Here is a 24,010-nt window from a genome sequence, read left to right on the forward strand (position 1 = left end):
AGATTACTCAAATTAGCCACCAAGCAAAACTACTTACCGTTTAATTTATGGGCTGCAATAAATGTCACTAGCGCAAAGAAAGCACATACGAGTGTGTTTGAAACTTCTAATTTCATGCTATGACCATCAGCCAGTAATTCAAAATTCAATTCACGGTTTAATACAAAAAAACCAATACTTAAAATTAAAAACATTCCCGAACAAACATATAATATAATCTTTTCCCAATTCATAAACTACTCCTAGATTAAACTACCATTTTCCCCATTTAAATTTTTACTGTTTAATTCCTCTAATGAACGTTTTCATAAAACAAACCATATCAACTAAACAAGCTTACTTACTGAAATAACGTGCCAAAAACGGGTAGTTTTTTCAACGGGGCTAGTATATTGGTAGGTAAACTAATCAATAGAATAAAGACGATAATATTTAAAAGTGAACTGGCTATCGTAGACATACTAGTTACCACTGTTAAGTCTTGCCCATTCGTTAATATCCAGGAAATTGAAATATTCGCTATCAGATAGACGATAAAGGCAACAAGTATCCCCCATTTTGACAGCCCGATGTCCCTAAGTCGTCTAACCGTTAATGTTACCCTAGGAAGCAACAAAATTACATTGACAATCAACATGAACACAAGACTGTAGAAAAGCATATTTATATTGGGTTCACTAGCGGCTGATCCAACAACAATTGACCCCACAACTAAAAAAAACAGCAGGGGTAGACAAGTCACCAAGAAACTAACAACCGTCCCCCAGATAAACCCTGATCGGGTCGTCCGTCCTTTGAAGTCAGCAAACCCGACCCAAAAATCACTGGCAGCTTGTCTAAATCTTGTATAACCAACTTCTTCAATTCTCATAAAAGTACTCCTCCATTATTGTGCTATTATCCGATCCTAGGTCATATTTTTATCGTGAAATTTACTAGCATATGCGAAGATTAATTATATTTCACGGTGACGACTATTAATCGCTACCCACTTCATCTAAAAGGCCAAGAACGACTGTTAAGACACTACAAAAAAGGCCAATCGGTAATAAAAAGCGACATCGTCAAAAAGGGGTACCGCAGTCAATAGGTTAGTCATCAGTACAACTCCCATAAAAGGGATCAACGTAAACCAAAAAGCCCCTATCCAGTGCCAAGGGCGTCCTTTTAATTCCCTCCATAATCTGGCGAACATCATCCTTCCCTCCTTTTTAACCAATGCGATCATTTAGCTAGGTCATCTTCTCAGCGCTCTTACCCACCATATAGTCCTATGGCCTACAAAAGTCCATAAGGATTACATACAACTACCCCAAACTTACCGTTATCATATCATAAACATTACATGACCAAAAGTGCCCCGCTTAACCATTTAATTCCTTATAATAAATACAAAAAAGCAGGCCTCCTTTTAAAAGGTCTGCTCTAACGTGTTAATTTAATTCCTATTTTGTTGCCTTAGCCAATATCAGGGCTAATGCAATAAAGAGCATAAAGGCATGCTGTGAGCCAATAGCTGTTCCCATGGTCATACCGGCAGTACCCTTTTGTGACATGGCCACCACGGCTGCCGCAATGGAAGTACCGGTCGCACCTGCAAATTGTTGGGTTGCGTTTAAGACAGCATTTCCATCTGCATTTTGTTGCCGAGCTAACTGATTCAAACCACTAGTCATCGTATTACCGAAGGCAAAACCGGTTCCAGCCATAAAAATCAAATAGGCTAAACAGATCAACCAATCTGGCAGAGCCCTACCGAACACCGCCAATAAAATCAAGGCCACTAAGGTTAATGTAACCCCCGTCAAAATTGGTTTCCGTGCTCCTAAACGATCTAACATCTGACCACCAAAGGGAGCCAAAATAGCACCGAGCACGGCTCCAGGCAAGACCATCAGTCCAGCCATGGTAGCCGTACTGTGGTTAACCAATTGAATGTAGTTCGGTAGGATGAAAGACAAACCTAAAGCAATCAACTGAAAAATAAAGAAACTCATCACGTGACCCGAAAAGGACCGATTTTTAAAGACGGTTAAATCAATAATTGGGGTTTTACTATGTTGACTGGTCCAGATAAAACCAATGATACCGACGATTCCCAGTGCCAGAGCTACTGCGACCATTACTGCATGCTCAGCTAAACTACTCAAATTACTAAAAGCAATAATAAAACCTGTAAACATTAGCACGATGAAGAAAAAGTTTACCCAGTTAAACTTACTCTTTCTGAGTTCTTCCTTTTGATCTATCGTTTTTAAGCCCATTAGCAAGGCCACCAACAAGAAGGGTAATAGAATAATGAAAATATAACGCCAACCTAGACTATTCACCACGACACCACCAAAAGTTGGACCAACTGCTGGTGCTACAGCAATAATCAGGGTTCCAACCCCCATCATCATCCCAATTTTAGGCAATGGCACCTGGTCTAAGATAATATTAAACATCAATGGTAAGGCAATCCCGGTTCCTATGCCTTGGATCATCCGACCCAATAACAAAGCACCAAAGACTGGGGCACTCGCATCAATCACCACACCCGCAATAAATAACAAGACAGCAGTTAAAAACAAATACCGTGTTTTAAAATTACGCTTCAACCAGGATGAAATAGGTACCACAATCGCCACCATTAAGAGGTAGATGGTCGTCATCCACTGCACAGTTGGTGTTGATACACCAAACTCCTGCATCAATGTGGGAAAGGTAATATTCATTGCCGTTTCAACTACGATGCCGCTAAAGGCCATGATACCGGCTGAGATAATGGCTCCAATCAGCCGTTTTGAAATTTTTGCATCTTGCATAGTTTGATTACTCCTCTGTCTGTCGATAAAACGTTAAAATGCGTTCAAAGATTGCTAATTCACTAGGAGAAAAGGCTGCCCGTAAAGCTGACTCCTCTTTGGACATATATGTACTAATTTCAGCAGTTAAGTCTGCTGCCTTATCTGTCAAAACAACGAGCTTCTGCCGCCCATCGCTTACCATCTTTTGGCGGCGGATGAGTCCCTTAGTCTCCATCCGTTTTAATAAAATGGATGCTGTTGACCGCTGAATCGCAAATTCACGTTCAATTTGGGCCTGACTAACGGCCTGCCTTGGTGAATGCTGTATGTAATCAATCACTGCTAAATCATTGCTGGTCAAGTCATACTGGCGAGCAAAGTCGTCAAAACGTTTTACCATATGATTAGCGGCAATCTTCAGTTGACGTCCAAAGTTCATTTCAGTCATTTACTAGGTAGCTCCTTTCTAGCAAATCGTTAGCAAGCTAACAAATGATTATCATACACGCTTTTAAAGTTGAATGCAAATAGGAGAAAGATTCCCTTTAACTCTTACCATCCCCGACTCCATCAACAGACACTTTGTTAGATTGATCATTTAATGCTGCTACCCCTAAGTACAACGTTAGCGCCTATTCTTTCAAAACAACCATTTTATTTTTTATAACACATGAATATCCTAAACATAAAAAAGTCAATTATTCCAAACAGAATAACCGACTAAGATTAACACATTATATTTTTTTATCTACATACTTCGCTAAAAAACTATTGAACTGAATCACAGCTTGATTACATTATTACCCTTGTAAAAAATTCTGTCGAAATAGTTCCAACCTTAAAATAATCATTTATTTATCAACTTTTTGTTCCTCACAAGCATCACTGTAGTCACAAAAAACTGATAATGTAATATCCACAACCTCTGAACCTAATTCTTCGTACAAATGCTTGTCTCCAATTATATAAAATTCTCTTTTAGCTCTTGTTGCTGCTACATTGATGAGATTAGGCTCTGAAACCGCCCATAAGGCCGCACCCTTTTCTTTGTCACTGGCTCCTAAAACTAGGTATACAATGTCCGTCTCTTTTCCTTGAAAAGTATGAACCGTACCAATATTTGATTTATCAAAACCAACTTTTCCTAGTGATTTCTTTAATTGATTGACCACATTTTTAAATGGAGAAATCACAAAAATATTATCAGATTTTCTATGACTTATTTTTTCTTTCAACCATTTACCTTGTTGCATAACAAATTTATCGTTTGATTCACCACCAATATTAACCCATCTCCCTTTACCAGGTTTCAACATATTCCCTGGAAGTACCATCTGCTTTTGATACGAAAGCTCATTCGAAATGCTAAACATTGGGTTTAAACTACGTCGATGAACCCAAAGCGGAATGCCGACCCATTCTTCTTCTGTTTTCTGATAACCAAATTTACTAGCTTGATCTACTAACGTTTGAACCGAAGAGTAGCCATTTATAATATTTTCTGCCGCGTGATATCTATGAGCAATTAATCCTATAACTCCATTGCTCAATGTTACAACTGGCCTTATCTGCGCAGGGTCTCCAACAGCCATAACTCGACGACCTCTAATCATAGCTCCTACTGCTGATTGAGGAGTTGCCTGACCAGCCTCGTCAATATATATATTCCCAATTGTATTTTCTTCCATAAATTTAAACATTCTTGCAAAACTTGCGAATGTCGTGCCAATAACAGGAATGGCAAAGTTTATCCAATCCCAAGCAATGGAAATTAGGTGCTTTTTGGGAGCAATTGCGTAATCTCCCATATGACTCCAAATTAAGTAACTAGCTTTGAGACTTTTCTGATTTTCATAAAGAAATTGTTTTTTTACAGCTAAAGCTGCCATAAATAATTTTGATTGTTCAACTCGATACTCCTTTGTAAACCATGGATTTGTTTGTTGTAGTTCATCGTAATTCATTGTTAAATCTAAGGGCTCAACTCCTGATTGCGTTATGTCTTTTTGCATATTGCTTACCCTTTGGCTTAAATCCCGTAAAGTGTTTTCTTCTCTTCTCTTCCAAGAAACAAACTTCTTTCTAATTGATTCTACATTATCAATAAGTCTCTTGTATTCTAACTGTAGCTCTTTGAGCCTTTTCATCTTTTGTTCGCAAGCATTCTCGATTTTTTGCTGTTGATCAAGTAGCTGATACAACTTTGTATAAGCTTTTAATGATTTGTGTTTGTATGCCTTGGCAGTCGGATGCTGAATCAATTTTAATAACCAATAAGCTGCTGGCCTTTGATGTTTTATTGCATCTATAGTATCTTTTTCAAGGCTTATTTTGTGAGTATTCATGCTACTATGATTCTCTAGTCCGCTTAAGTTAGTTTTATTTTCTTCAATCAACTTTCTCAAATTGGAAAGTGTAATCTTCTGCTCATCAATTTTCTTTCTGCACTTATCTTCTTCGATAATAAGACGCTGATTATAGGTTTGCGTCCTCTCCTCTAACTCCGTTCTGACTTTCAAAAATTCTTTATATAAATCGGATAGTTTTTGAGCTGCTTGCCTTTTACTTTCTACAAGATGATATTGTTTAATAAAGTCATTATATGCGTTCTCATTTTGTTCAAAGTCATTCAAAAAATCCTCTGACATTTTCTTGATTTTGGTCAGTATTTTCTGAACATTATCTTTTTTGCCCCCCTCAGCTGCAAACAATCCCCAGGTCTGATTATCTGAATCTTCATCGCTTAAATGTGTAAAGTAATCATCTTCCAATACGTCTTGCAAGAATTGTTTGTCTACCTGGCCTATATTGGGTAAGTCAGTAACGATATTTTGAACCGCTCCGTTGTTAGAGCTTGCAACAAGGATATTATTATTCGAAATTTCAGTATCCAATTTTGCAATCTTTCCTTTGGCAAAATATGTTTCTGTAAGACTAAGATGCTTCTTCGGTAAATCAGCGATGATGAATGCTTGACGCACGGTGTGCTCAGCAAATATATCCTTTAAAAGGGTTGTCTTACCAGTCCCCGGAGGACCATTGACTCCACGAACATTTGAAGAATCATTGATGGCAATATTAACAGCTATTTGTTGCATGAGTGATAATCCCCACTCTGGATTGGCGGGAAATCGTCCCAATGGATAATTTTTAGGTTCAAGAATTTTATAAATCTCTTGGCTATTAAACGAGTCGCTTGATTTATTACTATCAAGATTTATCTTTTCTGTAGAAGAACCAAACAAATAGTTAGTTAGATTTTCTGAATAACTTCCCTTAGCAAATTCCAAATCTTCAACATAAAATGAATGTAAAAAAGGATCTAAATTTGTAACATCATCAGTAATTTCATAGTAGTTTTCGCCTGAATCCTGAGTTTTTTGGCCGATTAACTTACTCATTCCCTTATCAAAATCATACTGGAATGTTTCTGCTAAACATTTACTTAGCTGTTCCTGTGCCTCTGTTATATTAGCTGGTAGGTTTCCCTTTCGATGCGCATATCCACTCATAGTATAAAACAGAGAGTTTTCAACCAATTTGAACTGATCACCATCTAACTTAAAAGCGACGCAATATGTATACTTTTTAGCGTTATTATCATCGTGATATTTATCATTTATCTCAAATTTTTTAGTCAACTTGTTTATTAAATCTTTAAAATTAAAAATATCAAAATAAAGAACAAATCCTGGATTACTATGTTTACTGGGCTTAACACCATTCATATACATATCACTTAACTTCCCCCTAAAGAAGTCAGTCCAGTTTTCATGAAATCTTGGCAGTTTCTTATATTTGAAATTGCTACCTTCTCGTAAGTTAATATTTCCCTCTGATAATTTTTCTATAGCTATCCATGCATCTAATATATTTTCCTTGGCATCCATAAAATAATTCTCCTAAAGAATTTAAGCATCTTAATATTTGAATCAGCCTTTTAAAGGTGGTTGAAAATAGCATCATGTCATCTAAGATTAAGAGAACACTAATTGAACTGCTAATAGAAACCAAAATCCGCCGGCCCATTCTTTATCATTTTGATGCTATATACGTAAAGATACTTACGTCAACTATTAAAATCTATGTTTTATTATATCTCTTTTTCTTGTAAATTTAATGATACTTTGATTATAACAAAAAGTCCCCTTTAAAAGAGACCGCCAGTTTAATCACTAATTTATTTCAATAATCTTTCTTAAACATTATTTGGTTCAGTCCCTTCATGGAACCAAACATAGTGGTTACCTTACCATCAATGATTCTTCTCAGTATTTGTTTTTACACTATTATTTCTACTCAATCAAAAAGGAGATATAGGCCTTATATATAAGGCCTATATCTCCTTTTATTTAGACTATTGGACTAAATATTGTATAAATTTTTTAACTATCTTTTCAATAAGGTTGCCGCGCCCATGCCACCGCCAATACACAAGGCTGCTAACCCAAACTCAGCTTGTAAGTCCTGCATCTCGTAAAGCAGGGTCACCAGAATGCGCGCGCCAGAAGCACCAACGGGATGTCCCAAGGCAATCGCACCCCCGTTTGGATTAACCCGCGCTGGGTCCAGTGCTAACAAACGATTAGTTGCCACCGCCTGAGCAGCAAATGCTTCATTTAATTCTAAGACATCAATCTGGTCTAAGTCAGGCGTATTTGGCTTTTTCAAGAGGTCTTCTACCGCATAATAAGGACCTAAGCCCATGAACTTAGGATCCAAGCCTACTAAACTGGCTGCCTGCCACTCTGCTAGTGGGGTTAAGCCGTGGGTCTGCACAACCTCCTCACTAACTAACAGTACGGCTGCGGCTGCGTCATTAATCCCAGAAGCATTACCGGCAGTAACCCGCCCTTCAGGTTTAAAGGCTGGCTTTAATCCTGCTAGTTTAGCTAAACTAGTATCTGGTCGGGGACCCTCATCTTGACTAACGAGGGTTTTTTCTCCACGACGGTCGACTACTGGGACAGGAATGATTTCATCAGTAAAACGACCAGCCTTCTGTGCAGCGACTGCCCGTTGGTGACTTTCTAAAGCAAAAGTATCCATATCCACCCTAGAAACAGCATACCTTTCGGCAATGTTCTCAGCTGTAATCCCCATATGAAAGCCACCGTTTGCATCTTCCAGTGCATCCCTAAGTAGCAGATCAGTTAATTGTCCATCCCCCATTCGGTAGCCAAATCGGGCCCGATCTAAAGCAAAAGGGGCCTGCGACATATTTTCCATGCCCCCGGCAACCACGACCTGTGCCTGTCCACTTTGAATCAAGGAAGCGGCCATATTAATACTCGTCAACCCTGACCCACAAACATCATTTATTGTAACCGCTGGTACCTCATCACCTAATCCTGCAAATTGACTAGCCTGGCGAGCAGGATTTTGTCCTTGTCCAGCTTGTAAGACAGATCCCATTAAAACTTGATCCACCTTTAAATCAGCTGGGCCTTGCAAGAGTGCTCCCTTGATCGCATACCCACCCAGGTCACTAGCCTTTACCGTCGACAAGGCACCACCAAATTTACCAATTGCCGTCCGCTTAGCCCCGACAATATATACTCTCGTCATCTTATTACCCCTATTTCTACTGAGTTCTACCTTGTCATTATACACATTCACCGCTTTGAATAAACTTAACTTGGTATGATTTATCCCAGAAAAAAACAGCCTGGTCTCATCTATACCAGACTGCTTTTTAATTGAACCTCGTCTGCACCTTAAACACCAAAAATGCCAAGGGCAAAACCAGCAATTCCAATCACAAAGATACCAAAGATAATCAAAATAGGCGAAATATTCTTACGTAAGAGCCAGAGTACAGCAAACAGCGCGGCTAATGGCATCAAACCTGGAATCAATTGATTAAAAAGATTCCCCAAGGTCGTGATTTGAAAATGATTAAAGACCTTACCATCCATTAATTGACGGCTAACATTTAAGATATCCTGACCAGATAAGGAATGATTGGCAATTTGTTCATTGATTTTTTCAACATCAATCACCTTTTTAGGATCATTGGTGATTTTTGAAATAACCAAGGGAAAATTCATCGTTGTCCAACGGGGAACCAAAACCCCCATCATAAACATTCCCATCGTTGATGCCCCTTGCGTTACCTTTTGCATCAAGCCATCACCTAAGTTACTTGCAATATTCGTTCCTTGCTCGTAACCAAATTTTTGACCATACCAAAGGGTGGCTAAGCGAATAATATTCCAGCCAAAGAAAAAGATAATTGGTCCAATTAGTGACCCTTGGATGGCAAAGGATGCTGCCAAGGCACCGAGGACAGGCCGCAGGGTACCCCAGAAAAGGGGATCTCCAACACCAGCGACTGGTCCCATCATACCGACTTTAACCGAACTAATGGTTGCATCGTCAATTGGTGCCCCCTTAGCTCGTTGTTCTTCCATGGCCATTGTCACCCCAATAATTGGTGAGGCCAAGTAAGGATGTGTATTAAAGAATTCAAGTTGCCGCACCAACCCAGCAGCCATCTCGGCCCGATTATTAGGGTATAAACGGCGTAGGGTTGGCATCATGATATAGGCAACCCCCATGTTTTGCATCCGCTCATAGTTAAAGGAAGCTAGGATAAAGCCCTGCCGTAAGAAGGTCATAATTTGATCTTTCTTGGTTAGCAAATGCGTATCCACAGCGTCAGCTTCTTCCTCGAGTAACGCTTCATCGGTTTGCGCCGAAGGCATCCTGTCATAACGAGTTAATTGCGTCATAATCAATGCTAGGGCCGCACCGATAATTCCCATCGCTGCCAGATTCAAATCCGTCAAAGCCGACAAGGCAAAACCCAAGAATAAGAATGGCCACAATGATGGTGATGCCATCATATTTACGACCATGGCATAACCCACAATCACAATGAAGCCACCAGCTACTTGCAAACCACCCGTAATAACAGTTGGGATTGAATTAATCGCATTGATGATTGCTTGTGCTGGCAAAGCTAAAATGAGCATGGCTGGAATCGCCACCCGCAGCCCTTGGATCAAGAGCCCAGTAAAGTGCAAAATTTCAATTGGGCGACTCCGTCCTTGTTTAGCAAAGGCATCCGCCATGTGTGAAAATGACACCAAAAGGGTCCGCACAAAAATGGTCAAGACTTGACCAGCGATGGCCAAAGGAATTGCAATCGCAATTCCTTCAGCGACTGATAAATGAGCTGGCCCAGTTACTAAAATAGCTGAAGCTACTGATGCCAATGCCGTATCGGGCGCCATAGCTGCTCCAACGTTCATCCAGCCCAAAGTAATAAGTTGTAACTGGCCACCTAGCATCAATCCTTCAACCGGGTGTCCGGTGACAATCCCAATAAGGGTAGCTGCTAGGATTGGTTGGTGAAATTCCCAAGCATCCAAAACTGATTCCATGCCGGCTAGTAAAGCGACAAAGAAAATTAAAATTGTACTCGCCATGTTGGCCTCCTGCTAAAACATAAATAAGTTCTCCTAGGTTTTTCAACCTAGCCATAACACATGTAATATTGTAACCGTTTTCATATCTATTTTCAAGCCTTTTTGCCAGAAATTCACCACAAAAAAACAGCTAACTACCTTTGTCAGTTAACTGTTTATTAGCCCTTGGGCTGATCTATTGTCATTTTTTGCTCTGCTTCTGGGAACCCACGTACTCGATCTTAGGATGAAAGGTAAAGCCCTTCAAAGACCCTTGAATAATAATTTTTAGTTTGGCCCCTCGATAAAGCACCCCTGGCAGCGTAGCCGCCTTGATAAAATCGAGACCACTATGCCCCAGTGTTTTGATATACTTTAGCAGCGAATGCCGTCGGCGTGAAGTGAGTAATCGATTACGATATTCATAATGGTAACGTGGTAACCGCTCAACCAGGGTTTCACCAACAATATCCCCCGGTTCCGGATTAGTTTTACTTTCATGCACAACCAGGGAATCACGGACAAAATAACCCGGTGCTGCGTGATGGGCGCGTTCTGTAAACTCAATATCATCACCCCAGATAAAATATTCCTTTTGGGGCAACCCAATTTGTTCAATTAAGTTGCGCTTAAAGATGGTTGACACAAAGGTTGCATGCTTAATTGGTACCAACCGCTCTTTTCCATACATAACCGCCGTCTTGCCACCATCCGCTGGAGCTGCCACATTCATCTTGGCCCAGGTCCCATCCTTCCAAATGACTTTGCTAGCGCCAAAACCAGCTGCTGGCTTTTCGTCAAACATGACTAGTAGCTTACGTAAAGCACTCGGTGTTGGCATCGAGTCATCATCCATCACCCAGACAAAATCATCACTGGTTTGCTCATAAAATTGACGAATACCCCAATTAAATCCTCCAGCACCGCCCAAATTCTCAGACAAATTCTCAATAATTAAACGCTCATCCTTTAATGAAGCTAAATAATCAGCCGTGCCATCCGTACTCGCCCCATTTACAATAATTAAATGTTGCAGGGCATCCGTATCTTGTGCTAATACCTTTGCAATTGATTTTTTTAATAGTCCCAAACGATTATAGGTTACAATCACTGCTGAAACACTTGGTGTTGTCATTATTCTACCTCTTCCAACTTATTCAAAAGATGCTGCGTAGCTGATAACGTTTTCTCGTCAGCCGCGACCTGCCAAACTTCATAACCGCCTTGCGTCCTTAGCTTGCTAAAACCAAGTTTAACTAACCAGGCCGCTCGTTCACCTTGCTCTTTCATGATAACCGTCCGCGCGGTGGTCAACAGCATTTGCTGATGCCGACTAAAGGCTGCTTGCCGGATAATCACATAATCAAATCGAATGCCACCCACCATGCGGCGACCAGCTAACCGGGCCGCAGATACCGTCAGTGCTTGTCCAACAATGTCGCGGTTAATAAAGATGCGGCTTACTGCCTGAACGGCATCCACTGCTTTAAAAAATTGTTTACCATACCAACTATCTAACAGGTGCTGTTCAAAGGCGCCGACGCTGACGTCGTAGTCCTGAGCAAGATTCGTTACCAGCTGAGTATCCACCCTTGTAAAGGACTTAGCAGTTAAATCCTCCCCATTGACCAGGACACTGGGTTGCGCATGCTGTGCAGGGGGAAGGGGCTCTTGAATAGCTTTTACTATCCGCTGAGTGGCCTGTCCATCATCTAATTTAACAAAACGCGCATAAAAATCACTATACTGTTGTTGATACTTCGCCTGCCAAGCAACAGGGTTAGTTGCCAATTGTTTTAAGGTATCAATATCACGCGTATACGGGCCTGGTAAGGTCGTTAGAGACAGATACTGCCCCCGCATTTGTTGATAATTTTCTTTACTATCAAAGAAGATTATTGGCCGTTTAGTAACTAAAAAGTCAAAGAAAATAGAAGAGTAGTCTGTGACTAACAAATCCGTCCGCGTTAGGATATCATTGGTTCCTAACTGCTCAGGTAAGCGATAGGGTTGAAAACGCTGATCTGCTTTTACAGCCGCTTTAAAGTATGGATGCGGTCTGAAAAAGACCCGGGTCATCGGTATTTTTGCCAACGCAGTCAACGCTTGATAATAGGTATCTAGTTCCTGGGCTTGGCCATCAATCGTCGTGCCATCACCTGACCAGGTCGGTGCATATAAAATAACTCTTTGTGTTGAGCCAACTTTTAACAGTTCCGCTAAGGTTTTAGCTTGCGGTGCCGGTAAAGGTTTAGCCAAGATATCATTACGCGGATAACCGTTTACCACCATTCTTCCAGGGTAAAGTCCACTCAGCCGATAGTCACGGGCAAAAATATCAGCGGTATAGCGGTTAGGCAGGACCAAATCGTCGGTCATCATCAACATTCGTAACACATTCCAAGATGCCATCACCCCGCCTGGCATGGCATACCCCATCTTTTTTAAGGGCGTTCCATGCCAGGTGTTAATAAAGCGCTGTTGAGCCCGCTTCACGAAAATATCTGAAAAAATCATCGCATTTGAAATAACATAGCCAGCCGTCAATAAAGCCCGCATATGATCCGTTGATAAATAAGGAACTAAGTGAATGCGCTGATCCTGATCCAACTGCCAAAAGTGCAAAACAGACGTCACCTTGTTGCGCTCTGCCTCTTTAACCACAATCACGTGTTGCATCTGTGGTGCTTCTTTCAACCAGTAACGCAGCATCATAAAGGGAGAATCATCAAGTTCCTCTCCATCTCGCATATCATAGAGGGCCACATTTTGATTAACAGGCCACTGATCATAATGTTGATCATAGTAGAGCTTGGCCGGCTGATTATTTTCAGCCCGTCTTGCTTGTACCCACTGGTAATCTGCAAGTAAATAACGGCTTCGCTTCACTAACGCTCTTAGTACCCTTTTCATTATTCTGTTTACCCTTCACTATCATTCAAAAAACGACCATTGACTACCAGCAAATATGACTTAATAGTGCTAGCGACCCCTATGCGCAAATCCGTTCTAGCCGCACCTTGGCAGTGCCCTTCAATTTGCGCTTAAATTAAATCAGCAAAGTAAGCTCGGAACTTCAAGTGCAAATGTGAACCAAGAATCAGCACGCAGAATGTGAATAACCAAAAGGCCAGCATAGGATAGGTGTTTTCCCAGAACCAGGTATGACCAAAGAAGGAATCACGTACCCCACTCACTAAGTAATAAAAAGGGTTCGTTTCAAGTGCTCGTACAATCCGTTCGTGGCCAACTCCAAAACGGTCAGAAATTGAAAACAGTGCCCCTGAAATCCAAAAAACAAAGCGCATCACAGTTTGCATAATCTGCTGATAATCTTGGAAAAGAACAGTCACCGTTGCATTCAAAATACCACAGGCATAAAGAAAGACAAAGATTGCAAAGAGATAATAAAAAAATTGCAACCAATAAACCGTTACGGGCAATCCATAAAAGACCGACATAACAACCCCAATAACTAACATATAAACAAATGCGTTAAAGTTCATCAGCGTCCGCATCATGGGCATAATACTCATTGGAAAACTCATCCGGGCAATTTCCCAAATTTTGGAAGAAATACTCCAAGTCGAGTCCATAAAGGAGGTGTTAATAAAAAGCCAAGTCGCTAAGCCAATAATCAGCCAAGGCATATAAGGAACCCCTTCAACGGGACTTTTTGTGCCAAAGCCAAAACCAAACACAATCCAATAGGTTGCTACCTGCATAAAGGGATTTAAAAATAACCATAAGTTCCCCAAGACATGGTTTTGATAACGGGCCTTCTTTTCGTAATTGGCCAATCGCCACATCACTGGGAAATATTTAAATTGTTCTTTTAGTACTTGCCAAATTTCTTTCACAATCATTTACCCCCACATCGCATACTGATAAATAAAGAAAAGCATGCCAATAAAGCTAAGCCCAAACAGTAACCAAGAGCTTATTGGCATCGCATCACCCACCGCTAAGTGTTGGCTAATGGCTTTCTTTTCATCGTCCACTAGTGCTTGGTCTTGTGCAATATTTTTGGCCAATTGTTCCTCAGAAAAAGCAACTTGCTTTTCCTTTTGCTCTTCTTGATAAGCTTTCTTTTCAGTCCGACTAAGCGTATTAAACCACTTATTCCATGCCTGATAATCATCTGCAATCTCTTTTGTTGAACCAAAGGCTTTTAAATCGCCATATTGAATCCACATCGCTTTGTCAGTAAACTCACGCACTTGAGCTAAGGAGTGCGAAACAAAAAAGATGGTCTTACCCTGAGCCTTGAATTCGTGCATTTTACTCAAGGCTTTTTGGGCAAAGGTTTGATCGCCCACGGATAGGGCTTCATCAATAATTAAGATATCTGGATCCTGATGTACTGCAATCGAGAAACCAAGCTTAGCCTTCATTCCAGATGAATAGTCCTTTACAGGCTGATCGATAAATTCACCTAAATCCGAAAAATCAATGATATCATTCATTTGCGCATCAATTTCTTTATTTGACTTACCCATCATTAACGATTTAAGACGAATATTTTCCCGCCCCGTCAACTGAGCCCGTAGACCGGCACCAACTGCTAACAGCGTTGTTTCTCCGTTGATCGTTAATTCACCTGAGGTTGGTAGCAAAAGTCCACTTAAAATGTTAAGCAAGGTCGACTTTCCAGACCCATTAACACCAACAATCCCAACAACGTCGCCTTCGTAGACTTCAAAGCTAATCCCCTTTAAGGCCCAAAATTTTTGTACCCCTTTACCAACTGGATTAATCATCGCGCGAATTTTCTCGGATTTACTTTTACCTAAATCAAATGTTTTTGTGAGGTACTTGGCAGAAACCTTCACTTTTCGCTCTTCGCTCATGTTTATCATTAGCTCCTTCATTTGTAAAAAAATACTAATCCCAGTCTAATTCGTCATCAAACTAAGCGCTATGCAATCATTTTCATGCCCATCACTCATTAACTGCACTATCTTGAACTTTCATGCTGCCGATAGCGCTGCACAAACTTATAAGCCAAGAAAATAGCCATGCCCAACCAGGCAAAAAGATTAACGGCCATTAAACCATTAAACAACTTGCCAGGTTGGTAGGCAAGCTCCAACTGGTTAAAGCCCGGTTGTGCCTGCACTTTTACTGCACCAATGGGGCTTAAACGATAGTCTTTACTCGTGAGTTTTTTCCCATTTAGCCAAAGTTTAGTATGGCGATATTTCACCACGCTGACAGTCGTTAATTTAGCATTTTGACTGTACCAGGTTACTATGAGTTTCCCCTGGTGAACGCGTTTTTTAAAGTGCCTGTTTTCAGCAATTTCCTGCTGATAGTTGAGATAGGCCTGACTGGTAGCGGATCCACTTGTTTGCATTGGTAGATAATCTGGTGTTGGCTTGTAGGTGTATATTAACGCCTGTCCAAAGTCTGGCGAGGTAAACTTATCCCGCAAGGCCTGTCCCGATAACCGCTGAACCATATTAAAACGACTCTTTAACACATGGTCACTCCCCCAATTTTCCGCAGACTTTTGCACGTCTGCTAATAGGGTAAGTGTACTTAATAGCGTCACAATCGCTAGTGCTAAACGCTTACCGTCAATCTGATTAGGCGCTGGTTCATGCGTATCAGCTAACATTGTCAAACTTAGTCCCAATCCCAACAAGAGTAGGATACTAGCCGGTCCTAACAAGCGGTAAGGAAACTGAAGCATACTCAAGCCCGGTATCCATTTAAAAAAGGTATCCCATGGTAATAAACTAGTCGAGGCAATCAACAAGCTGCCACCCACTATCGTTACCGTCTTGTTAAGAAGAGTCCAACGCTGCCAATTAAACAAGCTTAAAGCAACTTGACAGGTAACTAAAAGCGCCATCCACAAGGACATCTGACTACCATCAGCTGTGAAATTAACGATGCCATTGCTTAATGGAATCGTATTTTTGAAGGGTGCCAGCAAATGGTTAGAGCTATAAAGTTCTAACATAGCTCCCCAGACATTACTCGTTAGTAATAGGGTCAATAGGGCCGACCACATCACCTTTTTTACTAAGTCCACCCGTTTACTAGTCTTAAACCAGGCAATTACAAAGAAAATAGCCAAAATCACGACCAAAAACAGCGTCGATAAGACATGGGTTTGCATCATGGCCGTGACTGCTAATGTTAATTCTAAAACTTTAACCGGTTCTTTAGGCTGACGAATCATTCTGGTGGCTGCCGCAATCCCTAATGGCATCAAAGCGGTCCCCCAAGCTAAAAACTGCTGGTTTAAGGTCCAAGTACTAATACAATACGTTGTCACAAAAAAGAGTGCTAACCACACACTATAATTCTTACGCACCCGATTGGTACGTAACAAATAATACATACTCAGCGCTGCCAAAAGGTTAACCAGCCAGTCTGACACTAACTGGTACTTAAACCAGGAACCTGTTATGAGGAGTAACCAGCCATTAAAATACGCCAGATAGGGTCCGTAGAGAGCATTCACCACCCGTCCTGACTGAAAAAAACCATCTAAGGAGATGAAATACTGATAATCCCCACGTTTAATTTGCATCATCGCATCGTAAAAACGATTTAAATGAAAAGATGAATCCCCACCCAGGATGAGTGCATGTTGGTTCAGCTGTGGTAATAACACAATCGCTGAAAAAATGGCAAAAATGACAATGATCGAGCCATTGCGTTTAAGCTTTTCCATGGTTCTATTCTCCTTTAAAAAGCTGATCAAATTGTTTTAAGGTCAGCTGATTATGTTGAGTTGCATCAAAATCCTTTAAACGGGTATAGCGTCCTGCAGCCATCAATTCAAGACCTGCTAACAAGGCTGCCTCATCATTGCCCTCAGTCAACAAGCCGTAACTTCCGTTAGCTAACAGTTCAATATTAGCCAACACATTAGAGGCCATGATATTTTTCTTCAGTACCATCGCTTCCATCAAAGCAATTGACTGACCCTCCGTATGACTTGGCAACAAGAACACATCAGCCTGGGCGATGGCCGGAAAGGTATTTTCTGCATAACCATAAAAGTGTATATAATCTTGTGCCTGATGTTCCAATACGAGTTCATAAAGTAGCGGTGCATAATGGCCGACATCATTACCAAAGATTTTCAACTCAACTTCTGGATACCGTGCATGCAGCTTGATAAAGGCCAAAATTAAATTATCTAGGTTCTTTTCTGGTGAAAGTCGTGAATTCGTGATAAAGGTCCGAGCTGCCCGACTAGGATCGGGTTGATGGAGACTAGCCACCCGTTTATCCAAATCGATGTGGCCAAAGGTAGCTGCCGTAATATCGGCACTATTCGTCATATCAACCGTTGCTCTTAATTCACTAATATCGAGTGGCTTATAGGTCACCTGAGCCTTAGACAAAGCGATAATATGGTCGGCATCAATAATATTAGTTAATACCCCACTCCGATTAATGTATTTTCCAAGCTTGCGGTCATTAATTTTTCGGGTCCCTTCTGAAACTGACAACGTTTTATCAAAGAGTCGCCAAAAATAGAGATAATGTAAGGTCTTAGGATTCTTGAGCTGACCGTCAATCTTTTTATGTGTTTCTAACCACATATCATTATGCAAGACATTATAGGTCTGTTTGGCATCAGTAGCTGCAATCCACTGGCCGTTATTCATCACATAACTATCAAAATCAATTGCGACATCAAAGGACTGATTACCAACTAACCGGCTCGTATTCAGGGCCGCTTGTTTTTTTGAATATAAGGCATGCATCCAAGGGAAACGACCGTATTTTTCAGCTAAGCTTTTACCAAACAATTTTAACCAACCATATGAACTTTCGCCACGCACAACAAAAACGCGCACCTGGTCCGTCAGCTTATTAAAATTATTGTAAAAGGCAATATCATGGCGGTTATCAGCTGTTAGCAAACTTACATCGTAGCGCTCATAATCTAAATGGTTAACCAAATTAATTAAAGCGGCTGAAATACCATTATTTTGCATCCCACCAGTATAAATTAACACCTTCTTCTTACCTAGCTGGGCTTTAACAATGGCTGGATCATCAGACCGGTCTTGGCTTACTAAGGTCATCAATTTTTCAGTTGTATGCCCATGATCGTGACTCACAAAGCGCTGCTTAAAATCATCATAGTTGGCCTGATACTGGCTAAAGTCACCAGCTTTAACGTACGTTGCCAAATCTGTTAAGTTCGAAAAAGAAGGCCCTGGCAAAGACTCTAGGGGGAAATAATAACCCCGTTCTTTTTGATAAGCCTCAGCGTCCGGATTAAAGAAGATGATTGGCTTATCAGTCAACAAGAAGTCAAAGAAAATGGACGAAAAGTCGGTTACCAAAAGGTCCGTTACGGCTAATAAATCATTGGCATTAATGCCATCATTGACCAAAAAATTAGCTACCGCGTCAATTTTTTTAATTCGGTTATAGACAAAAGGATGCACCTTCATCAAAATATTGTACCGATCACCTAGTTGCTGCCTAACCTGTTCATATGTATTCACATAGTCTAACGCCACTTCCATTGGTCGGCGGCGCAAATCATCTGGTTTCCAAGTCGGCGCATATACTAAGGTTGGTTTATCATTAGCAAATTGATAATGGTTCACCAAATATTGCCGCAAGCGAGCCTGACTAGTCTGATTAAAAAAGACATCATTACGTGGATAACCGACTTCAGCAATTTTACCTGGATACAGCCCATTTAGGCGATAATCGGTCAACAATAGATTCGTCGTATGCTGATTAGGCGAAACAATATAGTCTGCCATCATAAAATTACGCATCACATTCCATGAATCAAAATTACCTTCAGGCATAGCATAACCCATAGACTTTAAGGGCGTGCCATGCCAAGTATTAATGTAGACTTGATCTGTTTTCTTGACAAAAAAGCTTTGTAAAGTTGAATCAGTAATCAGATACTTTGCTGACAATAAGGCTTCAACGTAATCGGCTGTATCACGCTCAACCAGGTGAATTTGTGCCGTTTGTGTCAGGTCAATACCATTTAATTCAAAGGCTAACTTCACTTCTTGTAAATAATCTTTTTGATAAGTAATATAATGCTGCGCTTGCGGTGCTGTTTTTAATAAATAAGTAAGCATTTGCACGGGTGAATCAGTAAAATTCTGACCATCCCGCGTTTCATAAAAATAAGTCTGTTCTCGAACGGCTATCTTGTTATAATGGGCCGCATACATTCGCGAAATTAATTTGAAATTTGACGTTTCACGTACAACCCGTCGTAAACCATTATTGAATTTATTTGCTGTTTTATAGAAAAGTTTATTCATGTTTATTCCTGACTTTTTTATCTTTGACCACTACAATCGTTTTCTCATTTTTGGCGGATATTTTTACCCGGCACACCCACAATAACGGCATAATCAGGAAAACTTTTAGTAACCACCGCATTTGCTCCGGTTGTCGCATGATGGCCAATATGAATTGGACCGATTAAAGTTGACCCAGAACCAAAACTAGCCCGATATTCAATCCGTGGACTGTCTTGACTACCTTGACCAAGATTACCAATCGTCACATTATGCCGAAAAACACTATGCCCACCAACATAAGCATGTGAATTGATAATGACACCATAAGGATGAAAAAACTTGCTCCCCTGGCCAATATATGCACTGGCTGGCAGGTGCGAATTCAATTTACCTTCCGTAACTTTAATATTAAGTTTTAGATAGATTTTTCGCCAAATCTTTTTTCGCACAGAATGGGGCTTGGAATAATACAAGTTAATACGCCCTAGTCGGTAAATAAATACCAACCACTTCGACCAGTATTCTGGCTGTAACCTTACATCCTGCCAGACGTAGTCAGAAAACTGGACGCGCCCATCAAGGCCCATGATAACTTGAACAAGTTTATTTTTTAGTTGTTTACGATTCATGTCGTGTTAACCCTCTTCGAATTTAGTATGATCATCGCATGGCAGGTCCACAACTAGAGTTGACCATGCTCGCCCCGCCTCTAATCATTTTACAGCTTCATGTGCTAGGCTCAAACTTTTAGCCCCAAATCTTAAGACAGAAGTAAAAAATAGTTTCTCTTAGTTCACCCCTACTTATAGATGACAAAAAAGGCCCTATGCTAATCCTTGCTTAAGCAAGTCATTATAACATAACGCCTTTATAGACAACATATTTTGAAGTTGCCAATTCATTTTAAATCTAAGCCACCATGCCTGCCCTTAGTCTATTTCTGTTTGGTCAGTAGCTAAACGTTCTTGACACTGTGGACATAACCCTTTAACCATGACCTCGTAATTTTGAATATGATAGCCTGTTGCTTGACTAGCGGCATTCGGTAACTGGCTAAAGTCAAAATTATTAGCATCTGCAATCCGGCCACAGCGTACACAGATGACGTGGTAATGGGGATGCCCAAAGTAATCATAATGCCGCTTGCCATCCTGTTCACTATCGATGGCTAAAACTAACTGACAGGTTTCCAAAATATCTAAGGTATTGTAAATTGTCGCTAGACTATACTGATGGCCTTGTTTTAATAAGTCCTGGTAAATCATGTCTGCTGTCGGATATTGATCAGTCGAAACAAGGTAGTGCAAAATAGTCTTGCGTGGCGCAGTCAATTTATGACCGGCTTCCTGTAATGTGACCAGGGCTGCTTGATAATCATCTACCATTGTTGGTTGCGCCATCCTTTCTACATTAATCTAGCTAAAGCTAGATAGGTGACTATTCGTTAACATTGTTTGGTATATTTGCTTTGCTAAATCGCTGTTTTGTCGTCCCTTAGAATTAAAATGGTTGCTTAACAAGACGACTGCCCGCTGGCCGGTCTGATCAATATAAATACTTGACTCAAAGCCTAACATAATCCCATGTAAATAGTAAGGGGCCGGCTTGGCTTGACTGTAAAGGCCTCCACTATAACTCTCATTGGGATATGGTTTCGTCATCGTTTTGAACTCGCTAGGTGTTAGGAGTTGTCCCGTTAATTCATCACGTACAAGTTGATATGCCGTCCAATCTGAGCTCATTAAATTACCTGTAGCCACTTCCTGTCGGAAATATTTTGAATCAACATCTAATTTGTGGCCATTACGGTAGCCAATTGCATGCCGATCATTTTTAAAATAACTATCTGCTCCTATTAACCGATACTGACCAAAGGTGGCTTCGCGATTACGTGTGTAAGAATGGCCAGTTAATTGGTACAAGACACCAGCCAATAACTGATAATTTACCGCCTTATAATGCCATTGTTCAGGTTTTCCCTGATATTTAGTATGTTGGGCAACGTAGCGGTAAAACTCTTTTTCAGAAAGCATCTGTTTAGGAAAAGGAACATCTTGATAACCACTCATCATTGTCAAAAGGTCTTTAATGGTAACCGTTTGGCTACCTGCTAATTTTGGATAGAAGCGAGCAAGTTTCGTATCAACTGATAAATGATGTTGTTTCAAAGCCCGTATAACCATCACAGCCGTTAAATTCTTAGTAATCGAAGCCAAGGGATAGACAGAATCAGGCTGATTTTTAATCTGTTTGTCCTGATTAGCCCAACCATACCCCTTATGCAGTACGGGCTTATCATGGTCAATCACTAGGGCTGATCCTGAATAACCAGCCTTTTGTAACTGTTGGTCAACTTGCTTTCCCCAGGTTGTCTGCGGTTGAACAAGGCCTAAAGTCTGCCGTCGACCAGCAATCTTTTCCTGTTGACGGCGCACCTTCAGTCGTCGTTGCCGTTCTTGACCGGCCTGCCACTGCTGATAGTAACCCACGACCTGCCAAGTAATAAAAAGCGTTAACAATAAAATGATTAAGAGCAAGCTAGCTTTAAGCCACTTTCTTGGAACCTTCATAGTTTCTTTCCCCAAATGAATTAATTTCCTTTAATCCCCCGATTAAAAGGTCATGTTAGATTATGCTCTTATTGGTCCTCTTTTGGCAATGCTAATTGCCAATGCTGGTTAAAGAACCGTTTGACTGCCCGATAACTTGCATAAACACTCGCAATCCCCGTAGCTGAAAGGAGCATGAACACCACCACAATTTGATACTTAATCGCTCTAATTGGATCAATCCCGACCATAATTAAACCAGACATCATCCCTGGCAAGGAAACAATACCATACGTTCGTACCGAGTCAATAGTAGGCTGCATCCCTGTCCGAATTGCCTCACGGGCAATATCACCTACCGCTAGACTTGGTTTGGCCCCCAATGCTAATCGTTCCAAAACCATTTGCTGTTGATCATGAAATTGCTGGTTCAGACTCCGATAAACCAATCCCGTAGCCGTCATTGCATTGCCAGCCACCATTCCAGTAATTGGAATCAATTGGAAGGGGGCAAAGGCAATCACCTTGGTCAAAACTAAGATGCCAACCGTTAACGTTGTGGCAATCAAAAGGCCCCACCAAGAAATCCAAAAAGCTCCTGGGATTCCTTGACTACGCCGCTGACCATTACGGGCGGCATTATAGATAATAAAGAGTTCCATAATCATCGTTAAAGCGATATTATCCACTTTAAAGATGAATTTGAGCAAATAACCCACGATAATAAGTTGCACAACTGCCCGGATAACTGAAATGATCGTTTCTTTTTCAATGTGCAATTTCTGCTGGTAGCTAATTCCTAAGGAAACCAACACTAAAGCCAATGAGAGGATTAATGACGTATTACTTATATCGACTGTCTGATTCATGATAATACTCCCCGTCCATCTTCAATTTTCAAGGTCCATTTAGCACTTTTAATTTCTTGCGCATCATGCGTTACTGAAAGAACAGCAAAATGCGCTTTTGCTTGCATATGTTCAACCAGGTGCCAAATAGCCGCTTTGGTGTCAGCGTCCAATCCAGTTGATATTTCATCTAAGAGCAACACATCTGGCGCAAAAATTAAATTCCGCGCAACCCCAACTCGCTGACGCTGCCCACCAGATAAATCATGGATATTTCGATCCAAAAAGTCCGCCGGTAACTCAACCTGTTCTAATAGGGCAACCTGTCGCTTTACATCAGGTTCTTGCTTTCGGACCAAAAATGGTAAGTCCAGGTTATCGCGAACTGTCTCCCCAAATAGCTGTGCCGCCTGCGTAGCATAAGAGACCCGTTGTCGATACTCATCAACTGGATATGTCCACTCTTCTTTATCATTTAGTAAAACAAGTCCCGTACTGGCATCAACCAGGCCCGCAATAATTTTTAAAAGGGTGCTCTTCCCGCTTCCCGATTCACCAATCACCGTTAACCAGTCATCATTGGTTACAGCAAAATTCAAATCAGAAAAAAGAACTTGCTCCCCATAATGTTTTCCAAGATCTTTCACTGCTAAACGCATGTGCCTTCCTCCATCATCGTCAAAAAAGCTCAAAGGATGATTTCCTTTGAGCTTATTTTAACGTTTAATTAGAACGATTACAAATACTACTTGACAATTTCACAGAACTCAATCGTTTCGTGATTAGGTCCTAGAATATTAAAGAACTTAATTCCCTTTTCCCAGAAAGGCAAGTGTTGCACTTCTGTATTTACAAAATTCAAATCAGAACCCTGTAAGGCAGCAAACAGTGCATCTGCATCTGGTGTATCAAGTGATAGATGATTGATGGCCCCTGCTTGGGGGTTAACATTTTCTTCTTCCCAGGTCTCAAGCACAAGCCCCTTGAATTCAAAAAACTTAACCGTTACATCACCATTCATAAACTGTCCCTTTAAATCAAAGCCAAGCTTGGTATAAAAGTCAGTCGTTGCCTGCATGTCCTTGGTTGGAATACCAATATGTTGCAAACCAGTCGCGTACTTATTAACAGCATCTTTAACTGAAGTCATGA

The 24,010-nt window shown here is 40.8% G+C and carries 20 protein-coding genes; all 20 read right to left on the bottom strand.

The features are described 5' to 3' along the window. Positions 1 to 29: 29 nt before the first annotated feature. Positions 30 to 233 carry a hypothetical protein gene (locus tag G414_RS0101265; protein ID WP_022791055.1) on the bottom strand — a complete coding sequence of 68 codons (204 nt, stop codon included), beginning with the start codon at positions 231 to 233 and terminating at the stop codon, positions 30 to 32. Between the two features lie 107 nt (positions 234 to 340). Next, complete coding sequence (locus tag G414_RS0101270; protein WP_022791056.1) at positions 341 to 871, bottom strand: DUF805 domain-containing protein; 531 nt, start codon at positions 869 to 871, stop codon at positions 341 to 343. 147 nt (positions 872 to 1,018) lie between these two features. Then, complete coding sequence (locus G414_RS0101275) at positions 1,019 to 1,198, bottom strand: hypothetical protein (protein ID WP_022791057.1); 180 nt, start codon at positions 1,196 to 1,198, stop codon at positions 1,019 to 1,021. Between the two features lie 247 nt (positions 1,199 to 1,445). Next, positions 1,446 to 2,807, bottom strand: coding sequence for a DHA2 family efflux MFS transporter permease subunit (locus G414_RS0101280; protein WP_022791058.1), 1,362 nt, complete (start codon positions 2,805 to 2,807; stop codon positions 1,446 to 1,448). A gap of 7 nt (positions 2,808 to 2,814) precedes the next feature. Further along, positions 2,815 to 3,237 carry a MarR family winged helix-turn-helix transcriptional regulator gene (locus tag G414_RS0101285; RefSeq protein ID WP_022791059.1) on the bottom strand — a complete coding sequence of 141 codons (423 nt, stop codon included), beginning with the start codon at positions 3,235 to 3,237 and terminating at the stop codon, positions 2,815 to 2,817. Between the two features lie 403 nt (positions 3,238 to 3,640). Beyond that, positions 3,641 to 6,679, bottom strand: a complete 3,039-nt coding sequence (locus G414_RS0101290) for an AAA domain-containing protein (RefSeq protein ID WP_022791060.1) — start codon at positions 6,677 to 6,679, stop codon at positions 3,641 to 3,643. 499 nt (positions 6,680 to 7,178) lie between these two features. Next, on the bottom strand, positions 7,179 to 8,357 hold the full coding sequence (locus G414_RS0101295; RefSeq protein WP_022791061.1) for an acetyl-CoA C-acetyltransferase: 1,179 nt from the start codon (positions 8,355 to 8,357) through the stop codon (positions 7,179 to 7,181). A 149-nt stretch (positions 8,358 to 8,506) separates the two neighbouring features. Beyond that, positions 8,507 to 10,222: a mannose/fructose/sorbose family PTS transporter subunit IIC gene (locus G414_RS07745; protein WP_022791062.1), complete on the bottom strand. Its 1,716-nt coding sequence runs from the start codon at positions 10,220 to 10,222 to the stop codon at positions 8,507 to 8,509. Positions 10,223 to 10,403: 181 nt separating this feature from the next. After that, on the bottom strand, positions 10,404 to 11,336 hold the full coding sequence (locus tag G414_RS0101305) for a glycosyltransferase family 2 protein (protein ID WP_022791063.1): 933 nt from the start codon (positions 11,334 to 11,336) through the stop codon (positions 10,404 to 10,406). Then, positions 11,336 to 13,114, bottom strand: coding sequence for a CDP-glycerol glycerophosphotransferase family protein (locus G414_RS0101310; protein WP_081634545.1), 1,779 nt, complete (start codon positions 13,112 to 13,114; stop codon positions 11,336 to 11,338). Before G414_RS0101310 ends, G414_RS0101305 begins: the two co-directional genes overlap by 1 nt. 131 nt (positions 13,115 to 13,245) lie before the next feature. Then, entirely contained in the window at positions 13,246 to 14,067 is an 822-nt protein-coding gene (locus G414_RS0101315) for an ABC transporter permease (protein WP_022791065.1), read from the bottom strand. Further along, entirely contained in the window at positions 14,068 to 15,051 is a 984-nt protein-coding gene (locus G414_RS07080) for an ABC transporter ATP-binding protein (protein ID WP_040761365.1), read from the bottom strand. Between the two features lie 107 nt (positions 15,052 to 15,158). Next, on the bottom strand, positions 15,159 to 16,889 hold the full coding sequence (locus G414_RS0101325) for a glycosyltransferase family protein (RefSeq protein ID WP_022791067.1): 1,731 nt from the start codon (positions 16,887 to 16,889) through the stop codon (positions 15,159 to 15,161). Positions 16,890 to 16,893: 4 nt separating this feature from the next. After that, positions 16,894 to 19,479 (bottom strand): glycosyltransferase, encoded by a 2,586-nt coding sequence (locus G414_RS0101330; RefSeq protein WP_022791068.1) that lies wholly within the window; start codon positions 19,477 to 19,479, stop codon positions 16,894 to 16,896. Positions 19,480 to 19,523: 44 nt separating this feature from the next. Next, positions 19,524 to 20,090, bottom strand: coding sequence for an LbetaH domain-containing protein (locus tag G414_RS07085; RefSeq protein WP_022791069.1), 567 nt, complete (start codon positions 20,088 to 20,090; stop codon positions 19,524 to 19,526). A 300-nt stretch (positions 20,091 to 20,390) separates the two neighbouring features. Next, the gene (locus G414_RS0101340) at positions 20,391 to 20,861 is read right to left on the bottom strand and encodes a Fur family transcriptional regulator (RefSeq protein WP_236695784.1); all 471 of its coding nucleotides are present in this window, start codon (positions 20,859 to 20,861) and stop codon (positions 20,391 to 20,393) included. 15 nt (positions 20,862 to 20,876) lie between these two features. Further along, positions 20,877 to 22,031, bottom strand: coding sequence for a serine hydrolase domain-containing protein (locus G414_RS0101345; RefSeq protein ID WP_022791071.1), 1,155 nt, complete (start codon positions 22,029 to 22,031; stop codon positions 20,877 to 20,879). A 68-nt stretch (positions 22,032 to 22,099) separates the two neighbouring features. Next, positions 22,100 to 22,879 (bottom strand): ABC transporter permease, encoded by a 780-nt coding sequence (locus G414_RS0101350; protein ID WP_022791072.1) that lies wholly within the window; start codon positions 22,877 to 22,879, stop codon positions 22,100 to 22,102. Continuing rightward, positions 22,876 to 23,517, bottom strand: coding sequence for an ABC transporter ATP-binding protein (locus G414_RS0101355; RefSeq protein WP_022791073.1), 642 nt, complete (start codon positions 23,515 to 23,517; stop codon positions 22,876 to 22,878). Before G414_RS0101355 ends, G414_RS0101350 begins: the two co-directional genes overlap by 4 nt. Before the next feature lie 86 nt (positions 23,518 to 23,603). Beyond that, a complete protein-coding gene (locus G414_RS0101360) occupies positions 23,604 to 24,008 on the bottom strand; it encodes a VOC family protein (protein ID WP_022791074.1) in 405 nt (134 codons plus the stop codon). Between the last annotated feature and the right edge of the window lie 2 nt (positions 24,009 to 24,010).

It is taken from the genome of Weissella halotolerans DSM 20190, assembly GCF_000420365.1.
In the GTDB taxonomy this organism is placed as follows: Bacteria; Bacillota; Bacilli; order Lactobacillales; family Lactobacillaceae; genus Weissella; species Weissella halotolerans.

Excerpts from the sequence above, each read along its gene's own strand:
- G414_RS0101265 (WP_022791055.1), bottom strand. The coding sequence starts at position 233 with ATGAATTGGGAAAAGATTATATTATATGTTTGTTCGGGAATGTTTTTA.
- G414_RS0101295 (WP_022791061.1), bottom strand. The coding sequence starts at position 8,357 with ATGACGAGAGTATATATTGTCGGGGCTAAGCGGACGGCAATTGGTAAA.
- G414_RS0101290 (WP_022791060.1), bottom strand. The coding sequence starts at position 6,679 with ATGGATGCCAAGGAAAATATATTAGATGCATGGATAGCTATAGAAAAA.
- G414_RS0101350 (WP_022791072.1), bottom strand. The coding sequence starts at position 22,879 with ATGAATCAGACAGTCGATATAAGTAATACGTCATTAATCCTCTCATTG.
- G414_RS0101355 (WP_022791073.1), bottom strand. The coding sequence starts at position 23,517 with ATGCGTTTAGCAGTGAAAGATCTTGGAAAACATTATGGGGAGCAAGTT.
- G414_RS0101360 (WP_022791074.1), bottom strand. The coding sequence starts at position 24,008 with ATGACTTCAGTTAAAGATGCTGTTAATAAGTACGCGACTGGTTTGCAA.
- G414_RS07080 (WP_040761365.1), bottom strand. The coding sequence starts at position 15,051 with ATGAGCGAAGAGCGAAAAGTGAAGGTTTCTGCCAAGTACCTCACAAAA.
- G414_RS0101275 (WP_022791057.1), bottom strand. The coding sequence starts at position 1,198 with ATGATGTTCGCCAGATTATGGAGGGAATTAAAAGGACGCCCTTGGCAC.
- G414_RS0101315 (WP_022791065.1), bottom strand. The coding sequence starts at position 14,067 with ATGATTGTGAAAGAAATTTGGCAAGTACTAAAAGAACAATTTAAATAT.
- G414_RS0101305 (WP_022791063.1), bottom strand. The coding sequence starts at position 11,336 with ATGACAACACCAAGTGTTTCAGCAGTGATTGTAACCTATAATCGTTTG.
- G414_RS0101325 (WP_022791067.1), bottom strand. The coding sequence starts at position 16,889 with ATGGAAAAGCTTAAACGCAATGGCTCGATCATTGTCATTTTTGCCATT.
- G414_RS0101340 (WP_236695784.1), bottom strand. The coding sequence starts at position 20,861 with ATGGCGCAACCAACAATGGTAGATGATTATCAAGCAGCCCTGGTCACA.
- G414_RS0101285 (WP_022791059.1), bottom strand. The coding sequence starts at position 3,237 with ATGACTGAAATGAACTTTGGACGTCAACTGAAGATTGCCGCTAATCAT.
- G414_RS0101345 (WP_022791071.1), bottom strand. The coding sequence starts at position 22,031 with ATGAAGGTTCCAAGAAAGTGGCTTAAAGCTAGCTTGCTCTTAATCATT.
- G414_RS0101330 (WP_022791068.1), bottom strand. The coding sequence starts at position 19,479 with ATGAATAAACTTTTCTATAAAACAGCAAATAAATTCAATAATGGTTTA.
- G414_RS0101270 (WP_022791056.1), bottom strand. The coding sequence starts at position 871 with ATGAGAATTGAAGAAGTTGGTTATACAAGATTTAGACAAGCTGCCAGT.
- G414_RS0101310 (WP_081634545.1), bottom strand. The coding sequence starts at position 13,114 with ATGAAAAGGGTACTAAGAGCGTTAGTGAAGCGAAGCCGTTATTTACTT.
- G414_RS0101280 (WP_022791058.1), bottom strand. The coding sequence starts at position 2,807 with ATGCAAGATGCAAAAATTTCAAAACGGCTGATTGGAGCCATTATCTCA.
- G414_RS07085 (WP_022791069.1), bottom strand. The coding sequence starts at position 20,090 with ATGAATCGTAAACAACTAAAAAATAAACTTGTTCAAGTTATCATGGGC.
- G414_RS07745 (WP_022791062.1), bottom strand. The coding sequence starts at position 10,222 with ATGGCGAGTACAATTTTAATTTTCTTTGTCGCTTTACTAGCCGGCATG.